The sequence below is a fragment of the Agromyces sp. Soil535 genome, assembly GCF_001428255.1.
GTDB lineage: Bacteria > Actinomycetota > Actinomycetes > Actinomycetales > Microbacteriaceae > Agromyces.
Genome location: NZ_LMRW01000015.1, coordinates 26286 through 40816 on the forward strand (window position 1 = coordinate 26286; position 14531 = coordinate 40816).

Sequence of the window (14531 nt, forward strand, 5' to 3'; positions counted from 1 at the left end):
GTTCAGCCTGCGATCCGCCAGCCGCGCTCGGCCAGCTCGTTGGTGAGTCGGTCTGCCGCCTCGGGCAGCACGGAGATCTCGGCGAGCCCGACCTGACGGCCGGGCGAGTGCTCGAGACGGAGGTCCTCGAGGTTCACGCCGATCTCGCCGATCTCGGCGAGCAGCCGGGCGAGCTCACCCGGACGGTCCTCGACCATCACGATGACGGTCGTGAAGCGCTTGTCGGTGCCGTGCTTGCCGGGGAGTCGCTCGACGCCGGTGTTCCCGCCCGTGAGCTCCTCGGCGACCTTGCGCCGGGCGCCCGGTGCGGTCGGGTCGGCGAGCGCGTCGATGAACCGGTCGAGGTCGTCGCGGTACGCGAGGAGGACGTCGCGCACGGACGTCGCGTTCGCGCCGAGGATCTGCACCCAGAGGTCGGGGTCGCTTGCGGCGATGCGCGTGACGTCGCGCACACCCTGCCCGGCGAGTCCGAGCGCCGCGTTCGGCGCGTCGATGAACCGGCGAGCCATGATGCTCGACACGACCTGCGGCACATGGGAGATGAGCGCGACGCCGCGGTCGTGCTCCTCGGGCGTCATCTCCACGAGCGTCGCGCCGAGGTCGAGGATGAGGTCGTCGATGGCGCCGGCGCGCTGGTAGGTGATGGCATCATGCGCCGCGACGACCCACGGCCGTCCGGCGAAGAGGTCGGCGCGCGCCGCGAGTGGTCCTCCGCGCTCCCGGCCGGCGAGGGGGTGGGAACCGATGTACCGGGAGACATCGGCGCCGGCGTCGCGCAGCGCATCGAGGATTGCGGCCTTGACGCTCGCGACATCCGTCACGATCGCCTCGGGGAACTCGGCGAGCTCGGCGGCGACGACCGACGCGGTCACATCGGGCGGAACCGCGACGACGATGAGCTGCGGAGCGTCGCCGGGCCCGGCCACACGTCCGGCACCGAGGTCGACGGCGATCGCGACATGCGTGGGCGAGGCATCCGCGAGGACGACGTCGATGCCGCGGGACCGAAGTCCGAGCGCGACGCTCGTGCCCAGCAGGCCGGCACCGACGACGCGCACCGGCCCGATGAGGCGTGATTCGGTCACGAGTCCCCTTCGTTCGATCCGGTGCCGCCTTCCCGGGCGGGATCCGCGGCGCGGGAGATCGTGAGCAATTGGCCGAGTTCCACCTTAGTCAACTCGCGCATCGCACCCGACCGGAGGGTGCCGAGGTTGAGCGGTCCGAAGCTGCGTCGCACCAGCTCCACCACGGGATGTCCGACGGCGTCGAGCATGCGCCGTACGATGCGGTTCCGCCCCGAGTGCAGCGTGAGCTCGACCATCGAGTGACGGTCGTCGCCCTGGTGCTGCAGGATGCGCGCGCGATCGGCCCTGATGAGGCCGTCGTCGAGTTCGATGCCCTGCTTGAGCTGCTGCACCACCTGCGGGGTGACGCGACCGCGCACCTTCGCGATGTACGTCTTCTCCACGCCGAACGACGGGTGCGCCAGCACGTGCGCGAGCTCGCCATCGTTCGTGAGCAGCAGCAGGCCGCTCGTCTCCGCGTCGAGCCGGCCCACGTTGAAGACCCGCTCCTCGAGGTCGTCGGTGAACCGCCGCAGGTCTGGCCGGCCCTGCTCGTCGCGCATCGACGAGACCACGCCGCGCGGCTTGTTGAGCATGTAGTACCGCTTCGCAGGGTCGAGCTGCACGGCAACACCGTCGACGGCCACGAGGTCGGTCGCCGGGTCGATCCGGGTGCCGAGCTCGGTCACGATACTGCCGTTCACCTCCACGCGTCCCTCGACGATGAGCTGCTCGGAGACACGGCGGCTCGCGACACCCGCAGCGGCGAGCACCTTCTGCAGGCGCACGCCCTCCGCCGCGTCGCCCGGAGCGGAGGCGTCAGCCACGGTCGAATCCCTCCTGGCCGTCGTCGAGCAGCGGCGAGATGTGCGGCAACTCGTCGAGCGAGTTGATGCCGAGGTTCGTGAGCAGCAGCTCGGTCGTGCCGTAGAGGATCGCGCCCGTCTCGGCGTCGGTCGCGACCTCCGTGATGAGCCCGCGACCGAGCAGCGTGCGCACGACGGAGTCGACGTTCACCGCGCGGATCGAGGCGATCGACGACCGGGAGATCGGCTGCTTGTAGGCGATCACCGAGAGGGTCTCGAGCGCGGCCTGCGAGAGCCGCGTCGACGACTGCGTGAGCACGAAGTCCGACACGAGCGTGTCGTACTCCGCCCGCACGTAGAACCGCCAGCCGCCCCCGACCTCGCGCAGCTCGAAACCGCGACGGATGCCGCGGGCAGGGTGCGCCTCGTCGGCGACGTCGGTGCGCGGCTCCCCCGACGCGCCATCGCCGTCGTAGTCGGCGCGCAGGCGCGCGATCGCGGCACGCACCTCGGCGATCGGACGGGCGACTGCCGCCGCAAGGGTCACGACGGAGAGCGGCTCGTCGGCGATGAAGAGGATCGCTTCGAGCGCCCGGTCCAGGTCGAGGCGCGGCTGGCCCGGCACGTCGAGCGGCGTGACGATCGACAGCTCGGGGCCGTCGTGGATCCCTTCGGCCTGCTCGCCGGCCTCCGTCGTGGCATCCGTGTCATTCGTCATAGTCGGCCCCCAGGCTCTCGAGGTTCTCGTCGTCCCACGTCTCCGCCGCCCAGCGCAGCGTGAGCTCGCCGAGCGGCTCGAGTTGCTCGAAGCCGATCGCCGAGTACCGGTAGAGCTCGAGCACCGCGAGGAATCGGGCGACGACCACGCCGGGCTGCCCGATGCCGGCGATGAGCTCGCGGAAGGTCACCGGGTCGCCGCGCCGCAACACCGCGACGACGTGCGCGGCCTGCTCCCGGATCGACACGAGCGGCGCGTGCAGGTGATCGAGGCCGACCACGGGGATCTCGCGCGGCGCGAGGGCGAGCGTCGCGAGCGCCGCGAAGTCCTCTGCGCTGAGCGTCCACCGCAGCTCGGGCTCCCGCTGGCGGAACTTCTCCTCCAACCGAACCGTGCGAGCGTGCCGGAGCGATTCCGCCTCGAGGTGCGACGCGAACCACATCGACGCCTCCTTGAACGCACGGTACTGGAGCAGCCGCGCGAACAGCAGGTCGCGTGCCTCGAGCAGCGCCACGTCCTCGGCGTCGACGAGTTCGCCCTGGGGCAGCAGCCCGGCCACCTTGAGGTCGAGCAGGGTCGCGGCGACCACCAGGAACTCCGACGCCCGGTCGAGCTCCTCCTCGGAGTCGAGCCCGCGCAGGTACGAGATGAACTCGTCGGTCACGGCCGAGAGCGACACCTCGGTGATGTCGAGTTCGTGCTTGGCGATGAGCGAGAGCAGCAGGTCGAAGGGACCCTCGAAGTTCGACAGCGCGACGCGGAACCCGCTGGATGCCTCGGTCGCGCCATCCCCGGTGGGCACGGTCGCACCGAGTGCGTGCTCCCCCGAGTCCGGTGCGACCTCAGGCGACCGCGCCACGGAAGACCAGCTCCCTCGCGAGCTGCCGGTACGACTTGGACGCCTGGTGATCGGGTGCGAACTCGGTGATCGGGGCCGCGGCGACCGTGGCATCCGGGAATTTCACGGTGCGCGTGATGACCGTTTCGAGCACCTTGTCGCCGAACGCGTCGACGACGCGTTCGAGCACCTCGCGCGAGTGCAGGGTGCGCGCGTCGTACATCGTGGCGAGGATGCCGTCGAGCTCGATCGCCGGGTTGAGCCGGTCGCGCACCTTGTCGATCGTCTCGATGAGCAGGGCCACGCCGCGCAGCGCGAAGTACTCGCACTCGAGGGGGATCACGACGCCGTGGCTCGCGGTGAGGGCGTTCACGGTGAGCAGGCCGAGGGACGGCTGGCAGTCGATGAGGATGACGTCGTAGTGGGGCGCCACGCGGCGCAGCACGCTCGCGAGGATCTGCTCGCGGGCCACCTCGGTGACGAGGTGCACCTCGGCCGCGGAGAGGTCGATGTTCGCCGGGATGACGTCGAGTCCATCGGTGCCGGTGTGCTGGATGACGTCGTTGGGGTCGAGGCTCCTCGACAGCAGCAGGTCGTAGACGGTGGGCACGTCGTGGGTCTTCACGCCGAGGCCCGCCGACAGCGCGCCCTGCGGGTCGAAGTCGACGGCGAGCACGCGGCGTCCGTACTCGGCGAGTGTCGCACCGAGGTTGATCGTCGTCGTCGTCTTGCCGACGCCGCCCTTCTGGTTGCATAGCGCGATGACGCGCGCAGGCCCGTGGGATCGCAGCGGCCTCGGGTCGGGGAACTCGCGGTTGGGACGCCCGGTCGGACCGACCTCCGGCTCCAGCGAAGCGATGCCGTCCGCCGGGTCCTGCGTCTGGTGGGTCACGTCTGGTCTCTCTCCTGCGTCCTACGAGCTTGCATCCGTGCGAGCACTTGGTCGATTCTAGCGAGCACGTGGGTGGGCAGCCGTGTACATCTCCCGGAGTGTATCGGCTGTGACCAGCGTGTAGATCTGCGTCGTCGCCACCGACGAATGGCCGAGCAGCTCCTGCACGACGCGCACGTCGGCCCCGCCCTCGAGCAGGTGCGTGGCGAACGAGTGCCGCAGGGTGTGGGGTGACACGGATGCCGCGAGGCCGGCGCGCTCGGCAGCTCTGTGGATGACCTCCCACGCGGCCTGCCGGGACATCCGCCGTCCCCTGAGCCCGAGGAAGAGCGCAGGCGTCGCCGTGCCGCGCGTGGACAGCGTCGGGCGCGCACGCACCAGGTACGCATCGATCGCGCGTCGCGCGTAGGACCCGAGCGGCACCACCCGCTGCTTGCCGCCCTTGCCGAACAGCCGCACGACCTCGTCGTCGACCAGGTCGTCGACGTTGAGCGAGACCGCCTCGGAGACGCGGGCGCCCGTCGCATAGAGGAGCTCCAGCAGCGCCGCGTCGCGGACCTCGTGCAACTCCTCCCCGCCGGCCGCGGCGATGAGCGCCTCGACCTCCTCGACGGGGATGGCCTTGGGCAGTCGCATCGGCAGCTTCGGCGGGCGCATTTCGCGCGAGACATCCGCCTCGATGGCGCCCTCCTCGGCGAGGAATCGGTGCAGGCCGCGCACCGCGGAGAGCACGCGGGCGATCGACGAGGCGGCGAGCGGCGGCCGTCGCTCGGCGCCGAGGAAGCGCACGAAGTCGGCGAGGTCCTGCTCGCGCGCCGCGCCCGGCCCGTCGAGGCCGCGATCGGCGAGCCAGCCGGCGTAGATGCCGAGGTCGCGTCGGTACGACGTCACGGTGTTGCGCGAGAGGCCGCGCTCGACCGTGAGGTGCCGGAGGTACCCCGTGGTCCACGCGGCATCCGTCATCGCCGTGCGGGCTCCCCTCGCGGGGTCGACCGGCCCGGCCACACGTCGTCGGCCGCGCCGAGCGTCTGCCAGCCGCGTACGCGCGACGCGAAGGCCGCGAGCACGCCGACCGCGAGCGACGGGCTCTGCACGCGTCGGGCGAGCACGGCATCGACGCACGCGTCGAGGCCGACCCACCGGGTCTCCATGTGCGCCTCCTCATCCTCGCGCGCGAATGCATCGGGCATCGAGCTGAGGTCGCGGGCGAGGTAGATGCGGATCGCCTCGTCACTTCCGCCCGGCGAGGTGAAGAAGTCGGCGAGCACCGCCCACTCGGATGCCGCGAGGTCGCCCTCCTCGGCGAGCTCGCGCTGCGCTGCGGCCAGCGGGTCCTCGCCGGCGACGTCGAGGAGCCCCGCGGGGATCTCCCAGTTGAATGTGCGCACCGGATGCCGGTACTGGCGGATCAGGAACACCCGGTCATCGTCGTCGAGCGCGAGCACGGCGACCGCACCGGGGTGGTCGACGTACTCGCGCACGATCGACTTGCCGCCGAGCTCGAACGTGTCGCGACGGACGTCCCAGACGAGTCCGTCGAAGACCTGCTCGCTGTCGCGAAGCGGGAGGTCGACCGGCTCGTCGGCCAGGGGCTCGTCGGCGAGGGGCTCGTCGGCGACCGGCTCAGCCATTGGCGACGTCGAACAGCAGGCTGGCCTGCTGCCGCTCGAGGGCTGCGCTCACGAGCCCACGGAACAGCGGGTGCGGGTCGTTCGGGCGGCTGCGGAGCTCGGGGTGCGCCTGCGTGCCGACGTAGAACGGGTGCACGTCGCGCGGGAGCTCGACGAACTCGACGAGGTGCCGATCGGGCGACATGCCCGAGAACACGAGGCCGGCGTCGGTGATGCGGTCGCGGTAGCCGTTGTTCACCTCGTAGCGGTGACGGTGCCGCTCAGAGACCTCGGTGGAGCCGTAGAGCTCTGCGGCGATCGACCCGTCGGCGAGCTTCGCCGGATAGAGGCCCAGGCGCATGGTGCCGCCCAGGTCGCCGCCGGCGATGATCTCCACCTGCTCCTCCATCGTCGCGATGACGGGGAACTGCGTGTCGGGGTCGAACTCGCTCGACGACGCGCCCGCGAGGCCGACGACGTTGCGCGAGTACTCGATGACCATGCACTGCAGGCCGAGGCACAGGCCGAGCGCGGGGATGCCGTTCTCGCGCGCGAACCGGAGCGCCCCGAGCTTTCCCTCGATGCCGCGAACGCCGAAGCCGCCGGGCACGCAGATGCCGTCGAGGTGCGCGAGGTGCTTCTGCGCGCCCTCGGGCGTGCGGCACTCGTCGGACGGGATCCACTCGACGTTGACCTTCGTGTCGTTGGCGAACCCGCCGGCCCGCAGCGCCTCCGTGACCGAGAGGTACGCGTCGGGCAGGTCGATGTACTTGCCGACGAGGCCGATCGTGACCTCGTGCTTCGGGTCGTGCACCACGTCGAGCAGCTCGCGCCATCCCGACCAGTCGACGTCGGCGGCCTTGCCGTCGAGGCCGAGCGAGTCGATGATGTAGGCGTCGAGGCCCTGCTCGTGGAGCATCGTGGGGATGTCGTAGATCGACGGCACGTCGACCGCGTTCACCACGGCCGCCTCGTCGACGTCGCACATGAGCGCGATCTTGCGCTTGTTCGCGTCGGTGACGGGCCGGTCGCTGCGGAGCACGAGCGCGTCGGGCTGGATGCCGATGGAGCGCAGGGCGGCGACCGAGTGCTGCGTGGGCTTCGTCTTCTGCTCCCCCGACGCACCCATGTACGGCACCAGCGAGACATGCACGAAGAAGACGTTCTTGCGGCCGAGCTCGTGGCGCACCTGACGGGCGGACTCGATGAACGGCTGCGACTCGATGTCGCCGACGGTGCCGCCGATCTCGGTGATGATGACGTCGGGCTGGGGGCTCTCAGTCGCCTGCAGGCGCATCCGCCGCTTGATCTCGTCGGTGATGTGCGGAATGACCTGCACGGTGTCGCCGAGGTACTCGCCGCGCCGTTCCTTGGCGATCACCGTGGAATAGATCTGGCCGGTGGTGACGTTCGCCGCCTGACTGAGGTTGATGTCGAGGAAACGCTCGTAGTGCCCGATGTCGAGGTCGGTCTCTGCGCCGTCGTCGGTCACGAAGACCTCACCGTGCTGGAACGGGTTCATGGTGCCCGGGTCCACGTTGAGATACGGATCGAGCTTCTGCATGGCGACCCTCAAGCCCCTGGCCGTCAGGAGATTGCCGAGACTCGCCGCCGTGAGTCCCTTGCCCAATGAAGAAACGACACCACCGGTCACGAAGATGTGCTTGGTCGTGTCGTTCGAAATGTCTGTGCTCGAAAGAGCTCTGCCGCGATCATCCACCACGGGCTTATAGTCTATCCGACGATCGCCTCGGTCCACGCCGACATGCCCCACGCGCTCCCCCTTCTCCTGCGACATCCGACGGATGCCGCTTCCAGGACGGCCGGGGCCGCCGCCGTCACGCCGCGCGATCCGCCGCGATCTCCAACAACTCCCGTGCGTGCGCGAGCCCGCTCTCGGAGTCGCTGAGCCCCGAAAGCAGGCGGGCCATCTCGGCCTCGCGTTCGGGGCCCGCGAGCTGCCGAACGCTCGACGAGGTGACCTGCCCGTCGGTGCCCTTCACGACGCTCAGGTGGTTCGTGGCGAAGGCCGCGACCTGCGCGAGGTGCGTCACGACGATGACCTGCGATTGCTCGGCGAGGCGCGCGAGCCGCCGCCCGATCTCGATCGCCGCGGCGCCGCCGACGCCCGCGTCCACCTCGTCGAAGACGAACGTCGGCACGGGGTCGCTGCCCGCGATGACGACCTCGATCGCGAGCATGACCCGCGAGAGCTCGCCCCCCGACGCGCCGCGCGACACGGACCGGGGCTCCGTGCCCGGATGCGGTTGCAGCAGGATGGCGACCTGATCGCGCCCGTGGGCGGCGGGCTCGTGCTCGGGGTCGACGCTCACGGAGAGTCGGGCGTCTGGCATCGCGAGTGCCGCGAGCTCTGCGGTCACGGCATCGGCGAGTCGCGCCGCCGCCTCGCTGCGCAGCTCGGTGAGTCGGGCGCCGAGCCGGTCGACCTCGACGGTGCGACGCTCGACGGATGCCTCGAGCCCCTCGATTCGGTCGTCGTCGCCGTCGAGCTCCAGCAGGCGGAGTCCGCCCGAGCGCTGGAACTCGAGGGCGTCGTCGAGCGTGCCGCCGTGCCGGCGGATGAGCGCGGAGAGGGTTGCCCGCCGCTCCTGCACGACCTCGAGCTCGCGACCGCTGTCGGCGTCGAGGCCCGCCAGGTAGCCCGCGAGCTCGGTCGCCGCATCCGCGAGCAGGAAGCCGGCGGTCTGCAGTGCCTCGGCGATCGGTGCGAGGCCGGGGTCGTGCTCCCCGACGCGTTCGAGGTGGCGGCGAGCACTGTCGACGAGCGCGACCGCGTCGGGTGCGCCGTCGATGAGGTCTTCAGCGGACACGAGGGCCTTGGCCTGCGCAGCGGCGACACGGAGCTCCTCGAGGTTGGAGAGCCGGTCGGCGCGCTCCGCCAACTCGGTGTCCTCCCCCGGCCGGGGATCCGCCGCCTCGACCTCGTCGAGCGCCTCACGCAGGTCGTCGGCCTCGCGTGCGCGAGCGTCATGGGCCTCACGCAGACGTGCGAGTTCGGCGGAGTCGGCGCGCCACGCGGTGAATGCCCCGCGATACTCCGCGAGCGCCTGCTGCAGCGAAGCGCCCGCGAACCGGTCGAGCGCCTCGCGCTGCGCGACAGCGGATCGCAGCCGCTGCTGGTCGGCCTGGCCGTGCACGACGACGAGCTCATCGCCGAGTTCGCCGAGCACCCCGACTGGTGCGCTGCGCCCACCGACCACGGCGCGGCTGCGGCCCTCGGAGGACACCGAGCGGCCGAGCAGCAGCTCGCCGCCCTCGACGTCGCCGCCGGTCTCGGCGACGCGCTCGGCGATCGCGCCGTCGTCGGGAACGAGCCATCGCCCTTCGACCCACGCCTGCTTCGCGCCCGAACGCACGGCGCCGGCGTCGGCGCGCGCGCCGAGCAGGAGGCCGAGCGCCGTCACGACCATCGTCTTTCCCGCGCCCGTCTCACCGGTCACGGCAGTGAAGCCGGCGCCGAGCGGCAATGTGGCCTCGGCGATCACGCCGAGGTCACGGATCCCGAGCTCTTCAATCATCGCAGCCCTCAATCACGGCCCACCGGCCCTCGCCACCCGGTGACGGGCAGCTGGAACTTGTTCACGAGCCGATCGGTGAACGGAGCCTCGTGCAGGCGCGCGAGGCGCACCGGCACCGAGGACTTGCGCACGATGACGCGGGCACCCGGGGGCAGGTCGAACGTGCGACGGCCGTCGCACCAGATGACCGCGGCGGCCTCGGTGCGCTGGAGGATCTCGACCGCGAGCGATGAGTCGGCGCCCACGACGAGGGGGCGCGCGAACAGTGCGTGCGCGCTGAGCGGTACGAGCAGGATCGCCTCGAGGCTGGGCCAGACCACCGGGCCGCCGGCGGAGAACGAGTAGGCGGTGGACCCCGTGGGCGTCGACATGACGATGCCGTCGCAGCCGAACGACGACAGCGGGCGCCGGTCGACCTCGACGACCACCTCGAGCATGCGCTCGCGCTCGGCCTTCTCGACGGTGGCCTCGTTCAGGGCCCAGCTCTCGTAGACGACCTCGTCGCCCACCTTCGCGCGCACCGAGAGCGTCATGCGCTCTTCGACGGCGTAGTCGCGGGCGAGCGCGCGGGCGACCGTGTAGCCCAGGTCGTCGCGCTCGCTCTCCGCGAGGAATCCGACGTGACCGAGGTTCACACCGAGGAGCGGTGCGACAGGGTACTCCCGCATGAGCTCGGCGGCTCGCAGGATCGTGCCGTCGCCGCCGAGGACGATGACGAGCTCGATGAGTGCGGAGTCGGTCTCCTCGAACCGCCTGACCGCGCCGTTCAGCTCGGGGACCGAGGCGTGCACGTCGTTCCAGTGCTCGGACGCGACCACCGGTACCGCGCCCGCGGCGAGCAGCTGCGAGCACACCTCGCCCGTCGCCTCGAGGGCGGACTGCCGGCCGGTGTGGGAGACCACGAGGAAGTGCCGTGCGTCGTTCACGCGTTCGCGCCTCCCGTCAGTTCGTCCACCCGACGCATCCATTCTGTCGGATTGACCCCGGCCGACGCGCTGAGGTGCACGAGGTATTCATGGTTGCCGTGACTTCCGGCGAGTGGGGAGGACATGACCCCGGCGGTGCCGAGCCCGAGGTCGAACGCCGCCCAGAGCACGTTGGCGAGGGCTTCGGAGCGGAGCGCCGCGTCGCGCACGACGCCCTCGCGCACGCCTCCGCGGCCGACTTCGAACTGGGGCTTCACGAGCAGCACGAGGTCGGCGTCGTGGCTCGCGGTCGAGCCCAGGGCGGGTAGCACGGTGGTGAGCGAGATGAACGAAAGGTCGGCGGTGACGAGCGACGGCTGCTCGTCGACGCCGGTGAGCTCGGCGAGCCGGGCACGATCGAGGTTCCGCACGTTGCATCCCTCCACGAGCACCAGCCCCGGCGCTCCGCGCAGTTCGGCCGCGAGCTGGCCGTGCCCGACGTCGACGGCGAGCACGGTGCGCGCGCCGCGCTCCAGCAGCACCTGCGTGAATCCGCCGGTCGAGGCGCCCGCGTCGAGCACGACTCGATCGAACGGGTCGACGCCGAACCCGTCGAGCGCGGCGATGAGCTTGTGCGCTGCGCGGCTGACGTAGTGGTCGGATGCCGCGACGGCGATCTCCGCGGATTCGCCGACCTTCAGCGCGGGCTTCACCGCGGGCCGCCCGTCGACCGTCACGACACCCGCGGCGATGAGTGTGGCGGCATGCGTGCGGGAACGCGCGAGCCCGCGCGCGGCCAGCGCGGCGTCGAGGCGCTGCTCGGGCATCGTCAGTTCGGACCGCGCGACGGGTCGGACTCTTCGAGCTCGACCCGGAGGCGGTCGGCGAGGTCCTGGTAGCCGGGCGCGCGGTCGGCGAGCGGCTGCGACTCGATCTCGGCCAGCGTGGCGCGTACGTCGTCGGATGCCGCGCCGGCGGCTTCGGCGGACACGCCAGCGTCGGCGGCATCCATCGGCCCCTGCGGCTCGCCGGCCGCGGAGTCGTGGGTCTCGTCGTCAGTGCTCACCAGACCAACGGTACCCCGAGCCGCCGACCCGGGCACCGAACGGACGCGTGCGCCGCTCAGGCGTAGAGGCTCGCCGGCACGTCGAGCGCGTGGATCGCCGTGCCCGACTGCCAGATCGCGGCGCACGCGGCCCGCAGCACGTCGAGTCCGCCGTCCCCGTCCGACACGATGACGACGCGTCGGCCGTCGACGCGCACACGGGCATCGCCGACGCGCACCGCGCCACCGCGCACCGTCTCCACGACCGGGTAGGGATCGTGCAGTCCGCGGAGGTCGCCCAGGATGAAGTCGGGCCGGCTCGCGGCGTCGGCGGCGAGCACCTGCTTGGCACGATCGATGCCGGTGAGCACGACGGCGCTCGCCATCCCCGCGCGGTTCGCGCCGAGGATGTCGGTGTCAAGCCGGTCGCCGACCACGAGCGGACGCTCGACGCCGAATCGCCGCCTCGCCTCCTCGAAGATCGGCGTCTCGGGCTTGCCCGCGACCACCGGGAACCGTCCGACGGCCGTGTGCACCGCCGAGACGAGCGTGCCGTTCCCCGGTGCGATCCCTCGGGCGACCGGGATGGTCCAGTCCATGTTCGTGGCGATCCACGGGATGCCGGGGTCCGGCGAGTCGGGCCCCCCGTGCGCGTTCAGCGCGAACGAGGCCTCGGCGAGCTCGCGCCACCCGACCTCGGGCGCGAAGCCCTGCACCACTGCGGCGGGGCCGTCGTCGGCCGAGCGCGTCACGCGGAATCCGCGTTTCTCGAGCTCCGTCACGATCCCCTCGCCGCCCACCACGAAGACCAGCGCGCCGGGCTCCACCCGCTCCTCGAGCAGGCGCATCGCGGCCTGCGGCGACGTCACGACGTCGTCGGGCACGACCTCGAGGCCGAGCTCGGCGAGGTGCTGCGCCACGGAGGCGTCGCTCCGAGAGGCGTTGTTCGTGATGTAGCCGACGGCGTGGTCGTGCTTCGTGCGATTGAGGCTCTCGACGGCGTGCGGGATCGCCCCCGCTCCGGCGTACACCACGCCGTCGAGATCCGCGAACACCGCGTCGATCCCCTCGAGCGGCGTCATCGGCTCAGTCCTCGTGCGGAACAGGCCCATCGGGCTCGTCCTCGCTCGTGGCGGCTGCGGTCTCCGCGTCGTCCGGCCCGAGTGCCTCGCGTTCGGCGAGCACCGCCGCGACGTCGTCCTCGAGCACGGCGCCGGGGTCGTCGGGAAGGTCGCCGATGGATGCCGCGCCGATCACGGTCTCGGTGTCGGATGCCTCGCCGGATGCCTCGTGACGGCGATCGCCCGCCGCCTCGCCCTCGCTCTCGTCCTCCTCGAGCTCGACCTCGAAGATCTCGACGAGCTCCGCCTCCGCCGGGCCGCCCAGCGCCTCCTCGGCGCGGTCGGCGCGGGCACGCCATGGGGCGGCTTCCGTGTCACGGCCGAGCTCCTCGAGCACCTCCGCGTAGGCGGAGAACAGGGCTGGGCTGTACGAGAACGCCCGGTCGGGATCGAGTTGCGGGATCTCGAGCTCCGCGAGGGCCAGCTCGGGCTGGCCGAGATCGAGCCGCGCGCCCGACATCGCGATCGCGAGTCCGACCTGCACCGCCGCAGGGAGTTCGTTTCGGTCGACGGCGCGACCGACCTCGAGCGCGCGATCGGGCCGGCCGACGCCACGCTCGCTGTCGACCATCAGGGGCAGCTGGTCGTTGTTCCCGGAGATGCGCCGGTACGTGCGGAGCTCGCGCAGGGCGAGGGCGAAGTCCCCGGTCGCATACGCCGTGATCGCGAGCGTCTCCCGGACCACGGCGATGCGGCCGGCACGGCGGGCAGCAGACATCGCGTGGTGGTGGGCGAGCTCGGGGTCCTCGTCGAGGTACTCGGATGCCGCCACGAGGTGCCGGGCGACCCAGTCGGCGTTGTCCTTGCTCAGGGTCTTCAGTTCAGCCCGGGCGCCCTTGTCGAGGTCGCGTGCTTCGATGCGCTCGGGGATCTCGGGTTCCTCGTGACGCGGACGCACCGCGAGGTTCGCTGCGCCATAGCTCTCCCGTGGCTCGTCATGCTTGGCGCCATGGCTCTCGGGGCGAGGTCCGCGGCGGTCCTCGGTGCGCTTTCCTCCGCCTGCGTAGGGGCGCTTCGCGTCACGATCACCGTACGGACGCTTCGCGTCACGATCACCGTACGGACGCTTCGCGTCACGATCACCGTACGGACGCTTCGCGTCACGATCACCGTACGGACGCTTCGCATCACGATCACCGTACGGATGCTTCGCATCACGATCACCGTACGGACGCTTCGCATCACGATCACCCTGAGGACGCTTCGCGTCACGGTCACCCTGAGGACGCTTCGCGTCACGATCGCCGTACGGACGCTTCTCTCCGCTGCCGGAGTACGACCGCTTTCCGTCACGGTCACCGTACGGACGCTTCGCGTCACGGTCACCGTACGGACGCTTCGCATCACGGTCACCCTGAGGACGCTTCGCGTCACGGTCACCGTACGGACGCTTCGCGTCACGGTCACCGTACGGACGCTTCGCATCACGGTCACCTTGGGGACGCTTCGCATCACGGTCACCTTGAGGACGCTTCGCATCACGGTCACCGTACGACCGCTTCGCATCACGGTCACCGTACGGACGCTTCGCGTCACGGTCACCGTAGGGACGCTTCTCTCCGCCACCGGAGTACGACCGCTTCTGCCCAGCGCCCGAGGTCGACTGCTTGCCATCGCGATCGCCGTGCGATCGCTTGTCGTCCCGCCCGCGAGCGGCAGGTCGAGCTGCGCCCTGGCCGGCGCGTCCGGCGGAGGATCCGCGACCGCTCCCTTGCGCTCGCTCACCGCCCTGCCCGTTACGCTGAGGGCGCTCCGAATCCGCCGAGTCGTGCCTCGAATCGCTCACGATTGTCCTGTCGTGTGTGGAGTCCCCATCGGACTCAACCGTACTGCGGCCGCATTGCAACGACCTGTTAACGAGAAATGGCCACCCGTCTTCGGGTGGCCACTCCTCAATGAATGTCCGGCGGTGTCCTACTCTCCCACAGGGTCGCCCCTGCAGTACCATCGGCGCTGCGAGTCTTAGCTTCCGGGTTCGGAATGTGTCCGGGCG

At 71.0% G+C, this 14531-nt stretch carries 14 protein-coding genes and 1 rRNA gene; all 15 read right to left on the minus strand.

What is annotated here, in order from left to right; genetic code table 11:
* Window positions 1-2 precede the first annotated feature (2 nt).
* Window positions 3-1085, minus strand: a complete 1083-nt coding sequence (locus ASG80_RS12715; RefSeq protein WP_056731263.1) for a prephenate dehydrogenase — start codon at window positions 1083-1085, stop codon at window positions 3-5.
* The gene (locus ASG80_RS12720; protein ID WP_056731265.1) at window positions 1082-1891 is read right to left on the minus strand and encodes a pseudouridine synthase; all 810 of its coding nucleotides are present in this window, start codon (window positions 1889-1891) and stop codon (window positions 1082-1084) included. The genes ASG80_RS12715 and ASG80_RS12720 overlap by 4 nt, the downstream gene beginning before the upstream one ends.
* The gene (gene scpB / locus ASG80_RS12725; protein WP_056731268.1) at window positions 1884-2588 is read right to left on the minus strand and encodes an SMC-Scp complex subunit ScpB; all 705 of its coding nucleotides are present in this window, start codon (window positions 2586-2588) and stop codon (window positions 1884-1886) included. The genes ASG80_RS12720 and scpB overlap by 8 nt, the downstream gene beginning before the upstream one ends.
* Window positions 2578-3390, minus strand: coding sequence for a ScpA family protein (locus ASG80_RS12730; protein WP_056731291.1), 813 nt, complete (start codon window positions 3388-3390; stop codon window positions 2578-2580). The genes scpB and ASG80_RS12730 overlap by 11 nt, the downstream gene beginning before the upstream one ends.
* 40 nt (window positions 3391-3430) lie before the next feature.
* Window positions 3431-4318, minus strand: a complete 888-nt coding sequence (locus ASG80_RS12735; protein WP_056731270.1) for a ParA family protein — start codon at window positions 4316-4318, stop codon at window positions 3431-3433.
* 57 nt (window positions 4319-4375) lie between these two features.
* The gene (xerD, locus tag ASG80_RS12740; protein ID WP_056731294.1) at window positions 4376-5281 is read right to left on the minus strand and encodes a site-specific tyrosine recombinase XerD; all 906 of its coding nucleotides are present in this window, start codon (window positions 5279-5281) and stop codon (window positions 4376-4378) included.
* A complete protein-coding gene (locus tag ASG80_RS12745; protein WP_056731271.1) occupies window positions 5278-5949 on the minus strand; it encodes an NUDIX hydrolase in 672 nt (223 codons plus the stop codon). Before ASG80_RS12745 ends, xerD begins: the two co-directional genes overlap by 4 nt.
* Complete coding sequence (locus tag ASG80_RS12750; protein WP_082590292.1) at window positions 5942-7726, minus strand: CTP synthase; 1785 nt, start codon at window positions 7724-7726, stop codon at window positions 5942-5944. The genes ASG80_RS12745 and ASG80_RS12750 overlap by 8 nt, the downstream gene beginning before the upstream one ends.
* Window positions 7727-7766: 40 nt before the next feature.
* Entirely contained in the window at window positions 7767-9467 is a 1701-nt protein-coding gene (gene recN / locus ASG80_RS12755) for a DNA repair protein RecN (protein ID WP_056731274.1), read from the minus strand.
* A gap of 8 nt (window positions 9468-9475) precedes the next feature.
* Entirely contained in the window at window positions 9476-10435 is a 960-nt protein-coding gene (locus ASG80_RS12760) for an NAD kinase (RefSeq protein ID WP_056731276.1), read from the minus strand.
* On the minus strand, window positions 10390-11199 hold the full coding sequence (locus ASG80_RS12765; protein WP_056731278.1) for a TlyA family RNA methyltransferase: 810 nt from the start codon (window positions 11197-11199) through the stop codon (window positions 10390-10392). Before ASG80_RS12765 ends, ASG80_RS12760 begins: the two co-directional genes overlap by 46 nt.
* Before the next feature lie 2 nt (window positions 11200-11201).
* Complete coding sequence (locus tag ASG80_RS12770; RefSeq protein WP_056731280.1) at window positions 11202-11438, minus strand: hypothetical protein; 237 nt, start codon at window positions 11436-11438, stop codon at window positions 11202-11204.
* A gap of 56 nt (window positions 11439-11494) precedes the next feature.
* Window positions 11495-12529, minus strand: a complete 1035-nt coding sequence (locus ASG80_RS12775; RefSeq protein ID WP_056731282.1) for an HAD-IIA family hydrolase — start codon at window positions 12527-12529, stop codon at window positions 11495-11497.
* Entirely contained in the window at window positions 12504-13436 is a 933-nt protein-coding gene (locus ASG80_RS23580) for a hypothetical protein (protein WP_156401829.1), read from the minus strand. Before ASG80_RS23580 ends, ASG80_RS12775 begins: the two co-directional genes overlap by 26 nt.
* A gap of 1003 nt (window positions 13437-14439) precedes the next feature.
* Window positions 14440-14531, minus strand: a 5S ribosomal RNA gene (gene rrf / locus ASG80_RS12785); the annotation flags it as partial.

Coding starts and splice junctions, on each gene's coding strand:
- ASG80_RS12750 (WP_082590292.1), bottom strand. CDS start 7,726: ATGTCGCAGGAGAAGGGGGAGCGCGTGGGGCATGTCGGCGTGGACCGA.
- xerD (WP_056731294.1), bottom strand. CDS start 5,281: ATGACGGATGCCGCGTGGACCACGGGGTACCTCCGGCACCTCACGGTC.
- ASG80_RS12765 (WP_056731278.1), bottom strand. CDS start 11,199: ATGCCCGAGCAGCGCCTCGACGCCGCGCTGGCCGCGCGCGGGCTCGCG.
- ASG80_RS12745 (WP_056731271.1), bottom strand. CDS start 5,949: ATGGCTGAGCCGGTCGCCGACGAGCCCCTCGCCGACGAGCCCCTGGCC.
- ASG80_RS12775 (WP_056731282.1), bottom strand. CDS start 12,529: ATGGGCCTGTTCCGCACGAGGACTGAGCCGATGACGCCGCTCGAGGGG.
- scpB (WP_056731268.1), bottom strand. CDS start 2,588: ATGACGAATGACACGGATGCCACGACGGAGGCCGGCGAGCAGGCCGAA.
- ASG80_RS12760 (WP_056731276.1), bottom strand. CDS start 10,435: ATGGATGCGTCGGGTGGACGAACTGACGGGAGGCGCGAACGCGTGAAC.
- recN (WP_056731274.1), bottom strand. CDS start 9,467: ATGATTGAAGAGCTCGGGATCCGTGACCTCGGCGTGATCGCCGAGGCC.